At 63.5% G+C, this 17,434-nt stretch carries 17 protein-coding genes, 1 pseudogene and 1 riboswitch; of the genes and pseudogenes, 4 read left to right on the forward strand and 14 right to left on the reverse strand.

Features of this window, described 5'->3' with window-relative positions:
• Positions 1–62: 62 nt before the first annotated feature.
• From dxs to FJ958_RS11370, 5 genes are all read right to left on the reverse strand, one after another.
• Positions 63–1,976: a 1-deoxy-D-xylulose-5-phosphate synthase gene (gene dxs / locus FJ958_RS11350; protein ID WP_140742523.1), complete on the reverse strand. Its 1,914-nt coding sequence runs from the start codon at positions 1,974–1,976 to the stop codon at positions 63–65.
• A gap of 87 nt (positions 1,977–2,063) precedes the next feature.
• The gene (locus tag FJ958_RS11355) at positions 2,064–2,984 is read right to left on the reverse strand and encodes a pirin family protein (RefSeq protein WP_140742525.1); all 921 of its coding nucleotides are present in this window, start codon (positions 2,982–2,984) and stop codon (positions 2,064–2,066) included.
• A gap of 39 nt (positions 2,985–3,023) precedes the next feature.
• Positions 3,024–3,290: a DUF2277 domain-containing protein gene (locus FJ958_RS11360; RefSeq protein WP_140611136.1), complete on the reverse strand. Its 267-nt coding sequence runs from the start codon at positions 3,288–3,290 to the stop codon at positions 3,024–3,026.
• 112 nt (positions 3,291–3,402) lie between these two features.
• Positions 3,403–3,654, reverse strand: coding sequence for an exodeoxyribonuclease VII small subunit (locus FJ958_RS11365; protein WP_013532792.1), 252 nt, complete (start codon positions 3,652–3,654; stop codon positions 3,403–3,405).
• 3 nt (positions 3,655–3,657) lie between these two features.
• Positions 3,658–4,584: a histone deacetylase family protein gene (locus FJ958_RS11370; RefSeq protein WP_140742527.1), complete on the reverse strand. Its 927-nt coding sequence runs from the start codon at positions 4,582–4,584 to the stop codon at positions 3,658–3,660.
• A 167-nt stretch (positions 4,585–4,751) separates the two neighbouring features.
• Positions 4,752–4,934: riboswitch (cobalamin riboswitch) on the forward strand.
• A 118-nt stretch (positions 4,935–5,052) separates the two neighbouring features.
• Here FJ958_RS11370 and bluB point away from each other — a divergent pair.
• A pseudogene (bluB, locus tag FJ958_RS31975) lies at positions 5,053–5,562 on the forward strand (5,6-dimethylbenzimidazole synthase); the annotation flags it as partial.
• 164 nt (positions 5,563–5,726) lie between these two features.
• Here bluB and FJ958_RS11380 read toward each other — a convergent pair.
• The 3 genes from FJ958_RS11380 to aroC form a co-directional block, all read right to left on the reverse strand.
• Positions 5,727–6,710 (reverse strand): hypothetical protein, encoded by a 984-nt coding sequence (locus FJ958_RS11380; RefSeq protein ID WP_246679579.1) that lies wholly within the window; start codon positions 6,708–6,710, stop codon positions 5,727–5,729.
• Positions 6,711–7,097: 387 nt separating this feature from the next.
• Positions 7,098–8,198 (reverse strand): 3,4-dihydroxy-2-butanone-4-phosphate synthase, encoded by a 1,101-nt coding sequence (ribB, locus tag FJ958_RS11385; protein WP_140742531.1) that lies wholly within the window; start codon positions 8,196–8,198, stop codon positions 7,098–7,100.
• A 92-nt stretch (positions 8,199–8,290) separates the two neighbouring features.
• Positions 8,291–9,406, reverse strand: coding sequence for a chorismate synthase (gene aroC / locus FJ958_RS11390; protein WP_140742533.1), 1,116 nt, complete (start codon positions 9,404–9,406; stop codon positions 8,291–8,293).
• Between the two features lie 183 nt (positions 9,407–9,589).
• On the opposite strand from aroC, the gene FJ958_RS11395 reads away from it, so the two are divergent.
• Together FJ958_RS11395 and FJ958_RS11400 are read left to right on the forward strand one after the other, a co-directional pair.
• Entirely contained in the window at positions 9,590–9,844 is a 255-nt protein-coding gene (locus tag FJ958_RS11395) for a DUF1344 domain-containing protein (protein ID WP_140742535.1), read from the forward strand.
• A 235-nt stretch (positions 9,845–10,079) separates the two neighbouring features.
• On the forward strand, positions 10,080–10,799 hold the full coding sequence (locus FJ958_RS11400; protein ID WP_140742537.1) for a carbonic anhydrase: 720 nt from the start codon (positions 10,080–10,082) through the stop codon (positions 10,797–10,799).
• Positions 10,800–10,881: 82 nt separating this feature from the next.
• Here FJ958_RS11400 and FJ958_RS11405 read toward each other — a convergent pair whose 3' ends face one another.
• The 4 genes from FJ958_RS11405 to FJ958_RS11420 all read right to left on the reverse strand — a co-directional run bounded on the left by FJ958_RS11405 (position 10,882) and on the right by FJ958_RS11420 (position 13,941).
• The gene (locus FJ958_RS11405) at positions 10,882–11,469 is read right to left on the reverse strand and encodes a histidine phosphatase family protein (protein ID WP_140742539.1); all 588 of its coding nucleotides are present in this window, start codon (positions 11,467–11,469) and stop codon (positions 10,882–10,884) included.
• Positions 11,470–11,520: 51 nt separating this feature from the next.
• A complete protein-coding gene (gene fabI / locus FJ958_RS11410; protein WP_140742541.1) occupies positions 11,521–12,339 on the reverse strand; it encodes an enoyl-ACP reductase FabI in 819 nt (272 codons plus the stop codon).
• A gap of 107 nt (positions 12,340–12,446) precedes the next feature.
• Complete coding sequence (locus FJ958_RS11415; RefSeq protein WP_140742543.1) at positions 12,447–13,379, reverse strand: DnaJ C-terminal domain-containing protein; 933 nt, start codon at positions 13,377–13,379, stop codon at positions 12,447–12,449.
• A 100-nt stretch (positions 13,380–13,479) separates the two neighbouring features.
• The gene (locus tag FJ958_RS11420; RefSeq protein WP_140742545.1) at positions 13,480–13,941 is read right to left on the reverse strand and encodes an RT0821/Lpp0805 family surface protein; all 462 of its coding nucleotides are present in this window, start codon (positions 13,939–13,941) and stop codon (positions 13,480–13,482) included.
• Between the two features lie 40 nt (positions 13,942–13,981).
• Between FJ958_RS11420 and pdxH the strand changes: the two genes are divergently transcribed.
• Positions 13,982–14,599 (forward strand): pyridoxamine 5'-phosphate oxidase, encoded by a 618-nt coding sequence (pdxH, locus tag FJ958_RS11425; protein ID WP_140742547.1) that lies wholly within the window; start codon positions 13,982–13,984, stop codon positions 14,597–14,599.
• An 8-nt stretch (positions 14,600–14,607) separates the two neighbouring features.
• Here pdxH and FJ958_RS11430 read toward each other — a convergent pair whose 3' ends face one another.
• Both FJ958_RS11430 and FJ958_RS11435 read right to left on the reverse strand, forming a co-directional pair.
• Positions 14,608–15,360 carry a crotonase/enoyl-CoA hydratase family protein gene (locus FJ958_RS11430; protein WP_140742549.1) on the reverse strand — a complete coding sequence of 251 codons (753 nt, stop codon included), beginning with the start codon at positions 15,358–15,360 and terminating at the stop codon, positions 14,608–14,610.
• A 27-nt stretch (positions 15,361–15,387) separates the two neighbouring features.
• Positions 15,388–17,157 (reverse strand): acyl-CoA dehydrogenase family protein, encoded by a 1,770-nt coding sequence (locus FJ958_RS11435; RefSeq protein WP_140742551.1) that lies wholly within the window; start codon positions 17,155–17,157, stop codon positions 15,388–15,390.
• Between the last annotated feature and the right edge of the window lie 277 nt (positions 17,158–17,434).

Below are 17,434 nucleotides of genomic sequence, written 5' to 3' on the forward strand. Positions count from 1 at the left end.
AGTGTTAACAAGGCGTTATGAAATCAAGCCGGCAAACCGATTCAAGCGCTTGAGGTTTTGATTCAGGCGCGCTGGGCGCGCACCGTATGCCCGAGAGCCGTGAATACGGTGCGCACGATGCCGGCGGCGTCGAGGCCGGCATCGGCATACATCTTTTCCGGCTTGGCATGGTCGGTGAACGCGTCGGGCAGCACCAGCGGGCGCACCTTCAGGCCGCTTTCCAACAGCCCTTCATGGGCGAGGAACTGCAGCACATGGCTGGCGAACCCGCCAATGGCGCCCTCCTCCACCGTCACCAGAACCTCATGCGAGCGGGCTAGCCGCCGGATCAGACCCTCATCGAGCGGCTTGGCGAAGCGGGCATCAGCGACGGTGGTGGAAAGCCCGGCCGCCCCAAGCTCCTCGGCCGCGGCAAGGCAATCCTGCAAACGCGTGCCGAACGACAGCAGCGCCACCTTGGTGCCTTCCCTGACGATGCGGCCTTTGCCAAGTTCGAGGACCAGGCCGCGTTCCGGCATGTCGACGCCGACGCCGTTGCCGCGCGGATAGCGGAAGGCGATCGGGCCATCATCGTAGCTGGAAGCGGTGCGCACCATGTGGCGCAACTCCGCTTCGTCGGCAGCCGCCATCACGACAAAGCCCGGCAGGCTTGCCAGGAAGGTGGTGTCGAAAGCGCCGCAATGGGTAGCGCCATCTGCGCCGACGAAGCCGGCGCGGTCGATCGGGAAACGCACCGGCAGTTTCTGGATCGCGACGTCGTGGACCACCTGATCATAGGCGCGCTGCAGGAAGGTCGAATAGATCGCCGCGAACGGCTTGTAGCCTTCGGTTGCGAGACCGGCCGCGAAGGTCACCGCATGCTGCTCTGCGATACCGACATCGAACGTCCTGGATGGGAACACTTCGCCGAACAGGTCAAGGCCGGTGCCGGTCGGCATGGCGGCGGTGACGGCGACGACGCGGTCATCCTCGCGCGCCTCCTGGATCAGGCTTTCGGCGAACACTCTGGTGTAGGCCGGCGCGTTGGCCGGCGCCTTGGCCTGCGTGCCGGTGATGACGTCGAACTTGTTGACGCCATGATATTTGTCGGCGGCGGCTTCCGCCGGTGCGTAGCCCTTGCCCTTCTGGGTGACGACATGGATCAGCACCGGGCCTTCGCCATTGTCGCGGACGTTCTTCAAGACCGGGATAAGATGTTCGAGATTGTGCCCGTCGATCGGGCCGATGTGATAGAAACCGAGCTCCTCGAACAGCGTGCCGCCGGTGACATAGCCGCGCGCATGCTCGACCGCCCTGGTAATGGCGCGATCGGCGCGTTTGCCGAGATAGGAGGTCAGCTTCTTGCCGAAATCGCGCAGACCGACATAGGCCTTGCCGGAGGCGAGGCGCGCCAGATAGGCGCTCATGGCGCCGGTCGGCGGGGCGATCGACATGTCGTTGTCGTTGAGGATCACGATGAGGCGAGCATCGAGCGCGCCGGCATTGTTCATCGCCTCATAGGCCATGCCGGCCGACATGGCGCCATCACCGATGACGGCGATGACGTTGTTGCGGCCACCGGCGAGGTCGCGGGCGGCGGCCATGCCGAGGCCGGCCGAGATCGATGTCGAGGAGTGGGCGGCGCCGAAGGGATCGTATTCGCTTTCGGCGCGGCGGGTGAAGCCGGACAGGCCGCCTTCCTGGCGCAAGGTGCGGATGCGGTCGCGGCGGCCGGTCAGGATCTTGTGCGGGTAGGCCTGGTGGCCGACATCCCAGATCAGCCGGTCATCCGGCGTGTCGAAGACATAATGCAGCGCCACGGTGAGTTCGACCACCCCAAGGCCGGCGCCGAGATGGCCGCCGGTGCGGGACACGGCATCGACCAATTCGAGGCGAAGCTCAGAGGCCAGTTGTGGAAGGTCGCTCTCGTCAAGCGCCCGCAAATCCGCCGGGACGCGGACCTTGTCAAGAAGCGGCGTATGCGGCGTTGCGTTCACGGGTGCTCAGGCTTTCTGTTCATCGGCGAGATAGGCCGCCAGCCGGCGAAAGTAAATGCGTGTCGGTGACGCGGAGCAATCCGCCCGTCAGTTCTCGGGCAGCGGGATGAATTCCTTCTCATCTCCTGGAACGATATCGAAGCGGCCTGTCTTCCATTCCTGCTTGGCCTGTTCGATGCGCTCCTTGGACGAGGAGACGAAATTCCACCAGATGTAGCGCTTCGAGCCAAGCGAGGCGCCGCCGAAAAGCATGAAATGCGCACCGGTTTGCGACGATACGACGATCTCGTCGCCGGGCCGGAACACCAACAACCGTTCCGCGGGAAACACGTCGCCTGCAATGGAGACTTCGCCTTCCAGCGTGTAGATGGCGCGCTCCTCGGCGTCGGCCGGGATTTTCACGCTGGCGCCCGGCGCCAGGCGCAGGTCGGCGTAGAGCGTTTCGGAATCGGCCCTCACAGGGGAGCGCAATCCCTGGAAATCACCGATGACAACGCGGCCGCTGACGCCTTCGGCGTCGATCTCGGGAAGCCGCAAGACAGCCGTGTTCTCGAACACCGGCGCCACTTCCTCCTTGTCGTCAGGCAAGGCAAGCCATGTCTGCAGGCCCGAGATCGACATTGGCGCGCCGCGCAATTCCTCTGGCGTGCGCTCGGAATGCACGATGCCGCGGCCGGCGGTCATCAGGTTCACGTCGCCGGGCTGGATGACCATTTCGGTGCCCAGCGAATCGCGATGCCGAATCTTGCCGTCAAACAGATAGGTAACCGTCGACAGGCCGATATGCGGGTGGGGACGGACATCGAGCGCCTGGCCGGCGCGCAGGATCGCCGGCCCCATGCGGTCGAAGAAGATGAATGGGCCGACCAGACGCCTCCTGGCGGTCGGCAAGGCTCGGCGCACCTCGAAGCCGCCAATGTCCTTGGCGTTCGGGATGACCATCAGTTCGATCTGATCGCTGGCAAAGGCATCGCCGGCTTCAGGGTCCTTCCCCGGAAAGAAGCTCATGAACTCTCCTTGTCAGCGGTCCAGACCGCCATGGCCGCATCAGGCAAAACGGAGCGCCGCCTTTGCCCGAAGTTTGGCCGCCACCTCTTCGCGGTTGCGCGGATGCTGGTTTGTTTCGAGGGAATCGAGCAGTTCGCGCGCCGATGCCGCGATGGCCTCGACCGCGTGGTCGAATGCATGCTGGTTCTGCTTCGAAGGCCGCGTCGTGCCGCTCAGCTTGCGGACAAACTGAAGCGCCGCGTCGCGAACCTCATCATTGGTTGCCGGCGGGTCAAAATTGAACAGGGTCTTGATGTTTCTGCACATCGCTTCCGTATCTCCTCTTGTCCTGGGGCCGTTTCAATCGGGACGACGTCAATCCTCAATCATGATCGTGTCTAAAAACCGGTGAAGCAAGATGGTCGTTCGCGACCCTGCCTCAGTCCGCGTCGAGCGGCTCCGTTCCGACCGGCTTTCCGTCGCGCGACAGCCTGATCTTCTCGACCTTGTCCTCCGCGGCCTTCAGCAACCGGTCGCAATGCGCCTTCAGGGCCTCACCGCGCTCGTAGATCCGGATTGACTGATCGAGCGGCACGTCGCCACGCTCCAGATCGTCGACGATCTTCTCCAGCGCATCGAGTGCCTGTTCGAAGCTCATCGCCTTGACGTCTTCATTGGTCTCACCAGCCATTATTCACCCTTTCATCAGCCGCCCGACATGGGCGGCGACCGAAAATGCCAATCCCTGCAGATCGTAGCCGCCCTCGAGCAGGCTGACGAGCCGGTTGTCGCCGTGACGCGCGGCGCGTTGCATCAGTTGGCCGGTCGCCCAGTCGAAATCATCCTCGGTCAGATTGATCTCGGCCAGCGGGTCGCGGTGGTGCGCGTCGAAGCCGGCCGAAATGATGATCAGATCGGGCGCGAATTTGTCGAGCGCCGGCAGGATCCGCGACAGGAAGGCATCGCGAAACACCTCGCTGCCGGTCTGCGGCGCCAGAGGCGCGTTGACGATGTTGCCGGCGCCGGTTTCGTTCTTCGCGCCGGTGCCTGGATAGAGCGGCATCTGATGCGTCGAACAATAGAGCACCGAGGGATCGTCCCAGAAGATATCCTGCGTGCCGTTGCCGTGATGCACGTCCCAGTCGACGACGGCGACCCGCTCGGCGCCATGCTTCTTCTGCGCGTAGCGCGCCGCGATCGCCGCCGTGTTGAAGAAACAGAAACCCATGGCGGTGGTCTTTTCGGCATGGTGGCCAGGCGGTCGCGCGGCGACGAAGACATTGTCGGCCCGGCCAGTGAAGACGTCGTCGACGGCCGCGTTGGCGGCACCGATCGCGGTGATCACCGCCTGCCAGCTCTTCGGACTGGCGGTGGTGTCGGCATCGACGCGGGCGATGCCCTCGTCGGGGATGGCGGCGCGCACGCGTGCAACGAAATCGGCGGGATGCGCGTAGAGGATTGTGGCTTCATCTCCTTCCGGCGCCTTGACGCGGTCGAGCGCGGCAAAGGCGTCGTCGTCGAGCACGCGCTCGATGGCGCGCAAGCGGTCCGGCCGCTCGGGGTGGCCGGGCGGCGTGATGTGTTCAAGGAAGATAGGGTGCGTGTAGAGACGGGTGGCCATGGTCCCTATCTAGTGCCCCGATGCCGCGATGGCCATGCGTTGCGGCTTGATCGCTGGGGAAAATCACGTCTGCGTCCATTCGCGTCGCTGCGGGGATTGGCGCGGCCGGGGCTTCGGCGTAAGGTCGCCACCACTGCCTGGTGCCCGCCGGCCTGTTTGTTTCAGCCGCCAAGTGAAATCCACTTGGCTGCAAATGCTCTGGCGGGAGAATCGGGAACACGGTTGAATTCCGTGGCGTGCCCAACGCTGTAAGGGGGACCGCGCCGGTAAATGCCACTGTCGATGACGGGAAGGCACCGGACGCGGGTTGATCCCGAGCCAGAAGACCGGCCTGGCAGGCATCGTCATCCGCATGGTCAGGCGGGCGGCATTGATTGCAATCGCAAGGGACAAGCGATGCCGGAAGCCATGACCGCTCCTATGGGCGACGGATTTGACCAGATGGCGCGCGACGCTGTCTATCGCGCCATGTTCACCAGGCGCGATGTTCGCAGTCATTTTACTCCCGAGACAATCGACGACGAGGTGCTGGCTCGGTTGCTGCTTGCCGCCCATCACGCGCCATCGGTCGGCTTCATGCAGCCATGGAACTTCATCGTCATTCGCGGTGCCGCGCGCCGGGAGAAGGTGCGTGACCTGTTCCTGGCAGCGCGAGAACAAGAACTGCCAGCAATCGAGGAAGAGCGGCAGGCGCTCTACCGCAAGCTCAAGCTGGAAGGCATCTGCGAAAGCGCGCTCAACATCTGCATCACCTGCGACCGCCAGCGCTCGAAAGGTTCGCCGCTGGGGCGTTGGCATAATCCGGAGATGGATCTCTACAGCACGGTCTGCGCGGTGCAGAATTTCTGGCTGGCGGCGCGGGCCGAAGGCATCGGCGTCGGCTGGGTCAGCATTATCGAGCCTGAAGCGCTGAAGCGGCTGTTGGCCATTCCCGAGCACGTGACGCCGATCGCCTATCTCTGCGTCGGCCGTGTTTCCGAGTTCGCGCCCAAGCCGGACCTCGAGACACATGGCTGGGGGCGGCGGCTGCCGCTGCCCGAACTGATCATGAGCGAGACGTTTTGCGGCCAGGGCGAGGCTCCGCTCAAATCAGCGGTGTCGCGCCTCAACACCGTCGCCGGCATGCCCGCCAGCCCGGCCGATCAGCGTGTCGCGCCGGCCGTGCCCCAGTGCGAACCACCGAAGGAGGAGAGCGCCTTGTCCTTGAGGTCCCTGAACTTCGACGAAGCTTCGGCCAGCCGGGCGTCCCAGGCGGGGTCGGGCACCTGGCCCTCGATGGTCTTGAAATAGACCTGCATCAGGCACGCGATGGCGAAAGGTTCGATGAACGCCGCCTTGAAGGCCCAGGCGAAGACGATGGCCAAAACGAAGGCCCAGCCGGCGAGCTGCCCGGGCATGAGGAAAAGAATGGCGCCGGCCGGGGTCAGCATCAGCAGGAAGATCACGAACGACACGCCCCACATGATAACCGCCAGCCAGACAGCGTTCTTGACCATGGTCTTGCCGTTCTGGGCGTAGAGCACGACGCCCTGGCGCGCGGTTTCGAACGGCGAGGACGAGTTGATGCGGATGTTGTAGCCGAGGATGATCTCGTCGACATAGGTGAGTGACAGGCGGATTACCGTGTTGATGAAAGACACCAGGCCGCTCAGGCCTGGAATGGGCAGGAAGGCGGCGATGCCGCCCAGCAGGCCGGTGATGGCGCGAATGGCACCCTTGACCAGCTGGTCGACGACGAAAAGGATGTTGGCCTCGGCGAAACGCTCGGTCACGACTTGCCTGGCATAGGCGATCTGGTTCTTGCCGTCGGGAACATCATGGCCGTCGATCAGGTGGACCATGACGGCGATGTGGCCCGCCTTGACGACGTAGAGGATGTATTCGCGGATCCAGTAGACGGCGATCGAGACGGCGCCAAAGCCGATCACGCCGCCCCATAGGGCAAAGGACAGCGGCCCGTCGGGATCGGTCGAGATATGGCCGACGCCATAGCCGACGGAGGCACCCGTGCCGGTCGCCAGGATATAGGCCAGCGTGATGCCGAAATAGACGACCATGCGAAAAACAATGAAAGGCCAGGTCCGCATCATGATGGACACCGACCTGCCGATATCGAAATCCCACATGCCCCGAATCTCCCCTCAGAGATGGCTGGGAAGGATGCGCTCACCCCGAAGATTGTCAACCGGGGGGCGACGAGAAGAAGCGAGCAGCCGCTCGTTTCGCAAACGTTCGGAATTGGCCGAGGCCTCCGCGACGTCGTCATCCACGGGCGGAGCGACGCGAAGCGGAGCGCAGATCCGAGGGTCCATGCCGTAATCTTAATCGAAGATCACAGCGGATCAGAATTGTGGCAACGCGTCGAAGTCGCGGCATGGATCCTGATGGTCTGAGCCGCGTCGCTTCGCTCCTTGCTTCGCCAGAGGATGACGAGGCAAGCAGACGCTTCAGTCCATCGCCGACGCAGGCGACCTGCCAGCAGGACCTTTCCGCCGCGTCGATCCCTCGGTGGACTACAGAATCTCGGTCTTGGCGATATGGATGCCAAAACCTTCCAAACCAACATAGTGGCGCTCGCGCGAGGCGATCAGGTTGATCGAGGAAATGCCGAGATCCTTCAGGATCTGCGCACCGAGGCCGATTTCGCGCCATTCGTTTTCGCGCCGGCGCGCCTCTTCGTGATCCTCGCGGTCACCTGACGCAGGGCGCTTGCGCTCCTGATGGGCGACACCGACCGAGCCTTCGCGCAGATAGACGATTACACCGCGCTTGCGCTCGCCCATCGCCTTCATGATGCCGTCGAGCCGATGGCTGGTGCCGAACACGTCGGTCACCACGTCTTCGGAATGCAACCGCACCGGAACGTCCTCGCCGTCGCGGATATCGCCGAAGACCACGGCGACATGATGCATCATGTCCCAGGGCAGCGTGTAGGTGAACACCTGCGCCTTGCCGCCAAGCGTGTCGATCTCCGAGCAAGCCACGCGTTCGACCAGCGTTTCCTTGCGTTGCCGGTACGCGATGAGATCGGCGACCGAAACCTGCTTGAGGCCATGTTCCTCGGCGAAGGCCGCGACCTGCGGGCCGCGCTTGACGGTGCCGTCGTCATTGACCAGCTCCGAAATGACACCGATCGGCGGCAGGCCGGCGAGTTTGCACAGATCGACCGCCGCCTCGGTATGGCCCGAACGCATCAGCACGCCGCCTTCGCGCGCGATCAGCGGGAAGATGTGGCCGGGACGGACGAAGTCGGAGGCACCGACATTGCCGTTGGCGAGGTTGCGCACGGTCAGCGTGCGGTCGTCGGCCGAAATGCCTGTTGTCGTGCCGTGCTTGAAATCGACGCTGACGGTGAAGGCGGTTGTGTGGGCTGAATCGTTGTCGGCCACCATCGGCGCAAGGTTAAGCCGCTTGGCCTCCTCGCGCGGCATCGGCGTGCAGACGATGCCTGACGTGTTGCGCACGATGAACGCCATTTTCTCGGGCGTGCAGTGGACGGCGGCAACAATCAAGTCGCCCTCGTTCTCGCGCCCGTCATCGTCCATGACGACGACGATCTCGCCGCGTTCAAAGGCACGGATGGCTTCGACGATCTTCTTCTGGTCGTAAGGCATGGACGCTCACTTCGTTCGCAGGGCAGTAGGGAATAGGGCAGTAAGGCAGTAGGGAAAAGGAAAAAATGTGGGCAGGCAGGCTGACGTACTGCCTACTGCCTACTGCCTATTCCTTGCCCTGTCTGTCCCCGATGACGCAGATAATGATCGGCAATGGCGCAAGCAACCATCGCCTCGCCGATCGGCACGGCGCGGATGCCGACGCATGGGTCGTGCCGGCCCTTGGTCATCACCTCGACGTCATTGCCGTCCTTGTCGATCGACTTACGCGGCGTCAGGATCGAAGAGGTCGGCTTGACGGCGAAACGGGCGACGATCGCCTGGCCGGTCGAGATGCCGCCGAGGATGCCGCCGGCATTGTTGGACAGGAAGACCGGCTTGCCGTCATTGCCCATGCGCATCTCGTCGGCATTCTGTTCACCGGTGATGCGGGCGGCCTCGAAGCCGTTGCCGATCTCGACGCCCTTGACGGCGTTGATCGACATCAGCCCGGAGGCAATGTCCTGGTCGAGCTTGGCATAGATCGGCGCGCCGAGCCCTGGGGGGACGCCATCGGCGACGATCTCGATCACCGCGCCGACCGAAGAGCCGGCCTTGCGGATGCCGTCCAGATACTGCGTGAAAACGGGAACGGAAGCGGGATCGGGCGTGAAGAACGGATTTTGCGCATCGCCGATGAAGTTCCAGTTCCAGTTGGCGCGATCGATCGACTTTTCGCCCATCGACACCAGCGCGCCGCGCACCACCATGCCCGGCACCACCTTGCGCGCGAGCGCGCCGGCCGCCACGCGCGCCGCGGTCTCGCGGGCCGAGGAACGGCCGCCGCCGCGATAGTCGCGTATGCCGTATTTGACCTCATAGGTGTAGTCGGCATGGCCCGGCCGGTATTGGCGGGCAATCTCGCCATAGTCCTTCGAGCGCTGGTCGACATTTTCGATCAGCATCGAAACCGGCGTGCCGGTGGTGATCATCGTCTCGCCGTCCTCGTCGAGCACGAAACCGGACAGCACCTTCACTTCGTCGGGCTCACGGCGCTGGGTGACAAAACGCGACTGGCCGGGCCGGCGCTTGTCGAGTTCAGCCTGGATTTCGTCGCGCGTGAAGCGGATGCCCGGCGGACAGCCATCCACCACGCAGCCAAGCGCTGCGCCATGGCTTTCGCCCCAGGTGGTGACGCGGAAAAGATGGCCGAACGTATTGTGAGACATGGAAAAGTGCCCTGCCCGGCATCGAAGCCGGCTGAAGTCTGCCTTCTATTGGCGTTTTCCACAGGGGTCAAACTGTGATCTGGCGGATTTAGTTTTGACACATTCGGTTGGTTTCTGCTCTGCTCCATTCGCCGTTGAGGATCCGCCGCCACCGTGCCGGCGCAATGACCAAAGAGGACGATGATGCGTACCCTGATTGGCGCTGTTGCCGCCATACTCCTGCTTTCCACCGCCGCTTTCGCCGGACAGACCGAAGGCTTGATCAAGAAGATCGACAAGGACGCGCTGACCCTGACGTTGGATGACGGCAAATCCTACAAGCTGAACGCCGAGACCGATCTCGACTCGCTGAAGCCGGGCATGGACATCGTCATTGCCTATGACGTGACCAACGGCGAAAACGTCGTCACCGACATGGAATTGCCGGACACCGAATAGGAGCCTCCGGCTTCGCGCGGCCGGACCCATTCCGACAGGATCGGAATCGAGCTCTATCTTGATCTTCCCGTTCAGCCCCTGTCCGAATCGAAAGCTCGGAATTCGGGGCCTGATGTCGTTTCCAGGTAGCCCGGATGGACTGGAGCGAGAGTTAGCGCTTGCTAATGCAACTCGTTGGTAGCAGTCTCAGCTCGCGGATCCAGCCATCGGCTGGACCGGCGGCGGGAGCAGGACAATGTGCAGCGACTGCGAGGGCGAAGGGGTCGGCCGGAGGGATTTCCTAAAGGTCGGCGCGGGGCTCGTCGCCATCGGTTTTGGCGGAGCGGTCTGGCCGGCGCGTGCGGCCGAGGGCACTGCGACGCCGTTGCCTCCCGATGAAGCGTTGGCCGCGTTGAAGTCCGGCAACGAACGCTATGTCAGCCATCCGGAACTCTGCTCGATTGACCTTGCCGCGCAACGGGAAGCTGTCGCTACACACCAGGCGCCTTGGGCCACTGTCATCAGTTGCGCCGATAGTCGCGTTCCACCGGAGCTGATCTTCGGCGGCCACGGCGTTGGAGAACTGTTCGTCGCCCGCAATGCTGGCAACCTCGTCGACACCGCGACGCTCGGCACGGTCGAATATGGCGCGGAGGTACTCGGCTCGCCGTTGATCGTCGTCCTCGCGCACACAAGCTGCGGTGCGGTCAAGGCGGCTTGCGACGTGGTCACCAAGAACGCCACTTATCCGGGCGCGATCGGTCCGATGATCGAGCCGATCTTGCCGGCGGCAATCGCGGTGCGGAGCGAGGCGGGCGATTTTATCGACAACACGGCTAAGGAGAGCGCAAGGCGGACTGCGAGGCGCCTTGCCGTTTCAAGCAAGCTCTTGGCCGGTCTCACCGGGACCGGGAAGCTGAAGATCGTCGCGGCGATCTACGATCTTGAAACGGGTGTGGTGACCTACCTCGAATGATACGTTCATCCGGGCGACCGCGCTCAGGGGTTGGGAGCCTAGCGAACCAACCTCGGATGAATAACCATCATAGCCAGGACAGCTACAGCCACTCCAGGCATTCACCCTGCAGCCGGAGCACGCGATCGTGCGGTATCTCCAGATTCGCGGCCTCGTCCTCGGCCATATCAAGCACGAAGCGAAACAAGGTGCGCATGACGCCGCCATGCGTCACGCAGATCGTGTTGTGGTCGAGCGCGTCGAACCGGGGCTTCACCCGTTCGAGCAGCATCTGGTAGCTCTCGGCACCTTCGCCGGGCGGCTGGAAGTTCCATTTATCCAAAGCGCGAGTCTTCTTCGCACGGGGATAGCGTGTCTCGAGTTCGGCAAAGGTGAAACCCTGCCAATCGCCGAAATTAACTTCAACGAGATCGGGATCGGTTCGATAGGCGAGCGGATCGAGTTTCATCGCGACGCGGATGCGCTCCATCGTTTCGCGCGTCCGCCTCATCGGGCTGGCGATGAAATCGAAATCCTCCGGCTTGTGGACGAGGCCGGCCAACCGATTCCCGTTTCCGGTCGCCTGTTGGCGGCCGAGCTCATTGAGATCGGTGTCGGCCTGGCCCTGAAGCCGGGCCTCGGCGTTCCACGCGGTCTGGCCGTGGCGCACGATGTAAACCAGCGGGTACATCAGATCTTCCGGAGGTGGGGCCTGGGCCTAGGCGGAGGATTGGCGGGAAAGCTATTCCTTGACCGTCGAAATATCAGGCGCGTCGACCGCCTTCATGCCGACCACGTGATAGCCGGAATCGACGTGATGCACTTCGCCGGTCACGCCACGCGACAGGTCGGACAGGAAATAGACGCCGGAATCGCCGACCTCTTCCTGCGTGACCGTCTGCTTCAGTGGTGAATTGTATTCGTTCCACTTCAGGATGTAGCGGAAGTCGCCGATGCCGGATGCGGCCAGCGTCTTGATCGGCCCGGCCGAGATCGCGTTGACGCGGATCTTCTTGGCGCCGAGATCGACGGCAAGGTAACGCACGCTGGCCTCGAGCGCGGCCTTGGCAACGCCCATGACATTGTAGTGCGGCATCACCTTCTCGGCGCCATAATAGGTGAGCGTCAGCAGTGATCCGCCCTCGGTCATCAGCGCCTCGGCGCGCTTGGCGATGGTGGTGAAGGAAAACACCGAAATGTCCATGGTGCGCAGGAAGTTGTCGCGCGTCGTCTCGACATAGCGGCCGGTCAGTTCGTCCTTGTCGGAGAATGCGATGGCATGGACGAGGAAGTCGAGCTTGCCCCAATGCTTGGCGACATTGGCGAAGACATCGTCGAGGCTGGCCGGATCGGTGACATCGCAATGGCCGGCGACATAGGCGCCCAGTTCCGCCGCCAACGGTTCGACACGCTTTTTGAACGCCTCGCCCTGATAGGTCAGCGCGATCTCGGCGCCATGGTCGGCGCATGCCTTGGCGATGCCGAAAGCGATCGACCTGTTGTTCGCGACGCCCAGAATCAGGCCGCGCTTGCCGGCCATCAGGCCCTGTCCACCCGCCATGTGCGTGCTCTCCGCAAGAGTATCTGCTTTGTGGAGAGCCCTATCGCACAGGCACAGGGCCCCTTCAAGCGCTCAAACCGGACAGTCCGGGGGACAAAAGTCGCCGATCAGCCTTTTTGGCCACGCAGCATCGCTTCTAGAGCGCTGTCACCACCCTCCGGCAGCATGATGCGCACATGGGCGTAGAGATCGCCGTGACCGCCGGCTTTTTCCGGCAGGCCCCTGCCCTTGAGTCGCAGCACCTTATCCGAGCTCGACCAGGCGGGAACGTTGACCGCGAGCCTGCCTGTCGGCGTCTCGACCGCCACCTTGGCGCCCAGCACCGCATCCGCCAGCGACACCGGCAGATCGGCATGCAGGTCGCGGCCCTCGATACGGTAACGCGGATGCCGGCGGATATGGATCTTGACCAGCGCATCGCCGGGCTGGCCCGGCCCCTGCTCGCCTTGCCCCTTCAACCGAATGGTCTGGCCATCCTCGACAAAGACCGGCAGTTTGACCGCCACCTTGCGGCCATCCGGGAACATCGCCGTCACCTTTTCGGCGTTCGCCGCTTCCTCGATGGTGATGTCGAGCGTGACGTTCAGATCGGCAGCGGTGGCCGGCTGGCGGCGGTCGCCCATGCCGGCGCCACGCGCGCCCGAAAAGGCGTCGCCGAAAATCTGGCTGAAGATGTCGCTGTTGCCGTCGAACGGATCACCGCCTGGCCGCCCGGAGCGGAACTCGAATCGCGAACCGCCGGCCCCCTGCTGCTGGCGGCGGAACCCGGCAAAGGGGTCGCCGCCACCCGCGGCGCCCTCAAAACCCTGGAAGCGCGGCTTGCCGTCGGCGTCGATCTCGCCGCGATCGAAAGCGGCGCGTGTCTTCTCGTCGCCGACGATCTCATAGGCCTGGTTGGCCGCGGCAAAACGGTCCTTCGCCTTGGGATCATTCGGATTCTGGTCCGGATGATGTTTCTTGGCGAGTTTCCGGTACGCCGATTTTATGTCCTTGGCCGATGCGTTCTTTGCAACGCCCAGCACCTCATAGGGGTCGCGCATGCTTTCTGCCCTGGGGAAGGAGTGAGTCCATACTTGCCCCCTATATGCGCTCGCATAGGAAGAAATTCCAGTGGTGGAGCGTCATATCAAGGGCGGAAAATCAGAGCGCCTTGAAGCCTTGCATGCGCCAGCCGCCGGCGCCGGCCAGGCAGAGTTCGCCCTCGAACATGGCAACGCCGTCAAAGCTTTCGCGCGAAGCCTTGAAGCGGCGGCATGTCTGGCCGCTGTCCTTCAATTCGGCCAGTTCGATGATCGAGCCGCGCGACCCGGTGCCGGCATTCGCCCATGGCACGGCCTGGCCGCCAAGCTGTTCGATATCGGCGGAGGACACCGCATTGCCGATCGTCGTCTGGTCGGAGTCGCGATCCGAATCGACCGGCTTGGCGGAAGCCGACGTGCTGCTGGTCAGGATCGAGCGGTCGACCTCGGCTTTCTCCAGGCTGAAGCCACCCGCGCCACAGCCGGCAAGCGGCAGGGCGATTGAGACGATCGCGGCTTTCGCGCTGGCCGAAGCGATAACGCCCCATTGCCTGCTGTCAAAAGCTTGCGCGATACGCGACAATCGGCAACCTCCCCGGCTTAGTGACAATTTGAGAAAAACTATGAGTGACACAGAGTTAACAACCAGTGACTTTACCGACGCGGCCGAGCCGTTTCGCCTCTTTGCCGCATGGCTGGAGGACGCCACGAAAAGCGAAATCAACGATGCCAACGGGGTAGCGCTGGCAACCGTCGATACCGAGGGCATGCCGGATGTGCGGATGGTGCTGCTCAAGGGGTTCGATGAAAGCGGCTTTGTGTTCTACACGAATTTCGAAAGCGCCAAGGGCCAGGAAATTCTGGGCAGCATGAAGGCGGCGATGTGTTTCCACTGGAAATCGCTGCGCCGCCAGGTGCGCGTGCGCGGTCCGGTGGAGATCGTCACCGATGCCGAGGCCGACGCCTATTACGCGACACGGCCGCGCGGCAGCCGCATCGGCGCCTGGGCCTCGAAACAGTCGCGGCCGCTGGAAAGCCGCTTCGCCCTGGAGAAAGCCGTCGCCGAATACACGGCCCGTTACGCCATCGGCGAGATCCCCCGCCCGAAGCACTGGTCGGGCTTCCGCATCGTGCCGAAGACCATCGAGTTCTGGCAGGACAAGCCGTTCAGGCTGCATGACCGGATAGTCTTTTCGCGCAACGCCAAGGGTGGTTGGGATAAGACGCGGCTTTATCCCTGAAAAGGGCCTCAGCCCTTCTTTCTGGTCATGAACGCGGTGAGCGCCTCGCGCGCCTCATCGGATTTCAGCCGCTCGCGAAAATGCGCGCTTTCCACGCCGATGCGGGCGACGAGGTCGTCGCGCGAGCCGCGCATCAGGTCACGCGCGATCTTCAGCGCCTGCGGCGGCTTGGCGGCTATCTGGCGAGCGGCGGCCAGGACCGAGGCCTCCAGGGCGCTCTCCTCGACCACATCGTAGATCAACCCGGCAGCCTTCGCCCGCTCTGCCGAAAAACCCTCGCCGAGGCCGAGCAGGGCGAAAGCGCCTTGCTGCCCCAGGATGCGCGGCGCCAACAGGCTGGACCCCGCCTCGGGCACCAGGCCGAGATCGACGAAAGGCGTTCTGAACAGGGTGCGCGGCGTGGCGAAGGTCAGGTCGCAATGCAGGTTGATCGTGGTGCCGATGCCAACCGCGATGCCGTCGACACCGGAAACGATGGGCTTCTCGACCCTGGCCAGCGCCATCAGGAAATCCCAGACTTCCGTGCCGCCGTCGCCGCCTGTGGCGACAATCATGAAATCGGCAAGGTCGTTGCCGGAAGAGAAGGCGCCGGGCACACCGAGAAAGACATGGACGCGGATCGCCGGATCGACGTCGCCTTCGGCAAGAGCCGCCGACATTTTCGCATACATGGCGCGCGTCAGCGCGTTCTTCTTGTCCGGGCGGTTCATGCGGATGATCTGGACGGCGCCCTGGCGCTCGACGAGGATATGGTCTGTCACGATGGTCCCTTCGAGCGTTGGAATGTTTCAGGTCGATATCAGCGACTTGCCGGCAGCGGCCAGGCTCTCGGCGCCGTTGATGACGCGCTCCTTCAAGGCGTGCGTTTCGCCAAGCAGGTTTTCGGCAAAGAAGCGGCAGAGGGCGATGCGGCCACGGTCGGCAAGCCCGCCTTGCGCCAGATAGGCGCCGCCGGCGGCGAATGAGATCAGTCTGAGATAGGGCGTGGCGCCGGCAAGCGCCGCGTCGGTTTGGCCGTTGGCCAACAGTCCCTGCAGGAAGCGCGTCGCCTCGTCGAGATCGGCAAGCGCCCGGTCGAGATTGTCGGCGGTGCGGCCAAAGCCCTCGATGTTGGAGGTGCGGACCGCATCGGCGACTGCTTTCAGTTCGCCGATGTAGAAATGTACATGCTCGCCCCCGCCGAGCGGCAGTTTTCGCGACACGAGGTCGATTGCCTGGATGCCGTTGGTGCCTTCGTAGATCGGCGCGATGCGCGCATCGCGATAGAGCGCTGCCGCGCCCGTCTCCTCGATGAAGCCCATGCCGCCATGCACCTGAACACCAAGCGAGGCGACCTCGACGCCGACATCGGTCGAAAAGGCTTTCGCAAGAGGCGTCAGTAGATTGGCGCGGTCGCGCCAGTTGACGGCAGCCTCGCCCTCGGCGACGCGGGCGCGGTCGATGGCGTGCGCGCAGGAATAGCTGATGGCGCGCGCGACCTGGGTCAGCGCCCGCATAGTCAGAAGGTTGCGCTGCACGTCGGGATGATGGACGATCGGCGCCATGCCCGTGCCGGCGTAATCCGCCGCCTTGCCCTGGCGGCGCTCATTGGCATAGGCGATCGCCTTCTGCGTGGCGGCTTCCGCGACGGCGACTCCCTGCATGCCGACGGCCAGACGTGCATTGTTCATCATGGTGAACATGCAAGCCAGCCCCTTGTTCTCCTCGCCGATCAGCCAACCGATTGCGCCGGGTTTGGCGCCCTGGAAACCGTCGCCATAGATCATGGTGCAGGTGGGCGAAGCATGAATGCCGAGCTTGTGCTCGAGGCCGGAACAGAAGACGTCGTTGCGGGCGCCCAGCGAGCCGTCTTCTTCAACCAGGAATTTCGGCACCAGGAACAGCGAGATGCCGCGCGTGCCGGCGGGCGCGTCAGGCAGCCGCGCCAGCACCAGATGGATGATGTTGTCGGTGAAATCGTGCTCGCCATAAGTGATGAATATCTTCTGGCCGAAGATGCGGTAGGTGCCGTCGCCGGCGGGTTCGGCGCGGGCGCGGAGCGCGTTGAGGTCCGAGCCGGCCTGCGGCTCGGTCAGGTTCATCGTGCCCATCCATTCGCCCGACACGAGCTTTGCGAGATATTTCGCCTTGAGCTCCCGCGAGGCGTGCTTGTCCAAAGCTTCGACGGCGCCCATCGTCAGCGTCGGACCGATACCAAAGGCCATGGCAGCGGAATTCCACATTTCGAGCGCGGCGACACCGAGCATGGTCGGCAGCGCCTGGCCGCCATATTCCTCAGGTCCGGACAGCGCGTTCCAGCCGCCCTCGATCCAACGGCGATAGAGTTCCTTCCAGCCCGGCGGCGTCGTGACGGCAGCGTCCTTCAGCACCGCACCTTGTTCGTCGCCGATCTTGTAGAGGGGTGCCACCTCCTCGGTGGCGAAACGGCCGGCCTCGCTAAGAACGGCATCGACCAGATCCTCGCCGAGATCGCCGAACGTGCCGGCATCGAGCGCTGGCTTCATGCCGGCCACGTGCTTCAGCGTGAACGCGATATCCTCGACCGGTGCCCGATACATGCCGCTCGATCCTCCTGATGCATGGCCTCGCCGACCCTAGAGCCAGTGTCGCCGTAAAACCATCCGCCTTTGGGCAGCCTCATCTTCTTTTACGTAAACGTCAAATTTTGTCACGCGGATTTTGGGATGGGCCGGCACGACAATGTTCTGGTACCATCAGGGGAACTGGGGAACGGCGCCGCCTGATGGTCGGATCGCGGCATATCGTGCTCGCCACGCCTCAGAAGCATTTCCTTAACCATGGCGGTTCAGGATTCGCTCTTGATCAACGGGGATT

Origin of the sequence: Mesorhizobium sp. B2-3-5 (assembly GCF_006442395.1) — a bacterium.
In the GTDB taxonomy this organism is placed as follows: domain Bacteria; phylum Pseudomonadota; class Alphaproteobacteria; order Rhizobiales; family Rhizobiaceae; genus Mesorhizobium.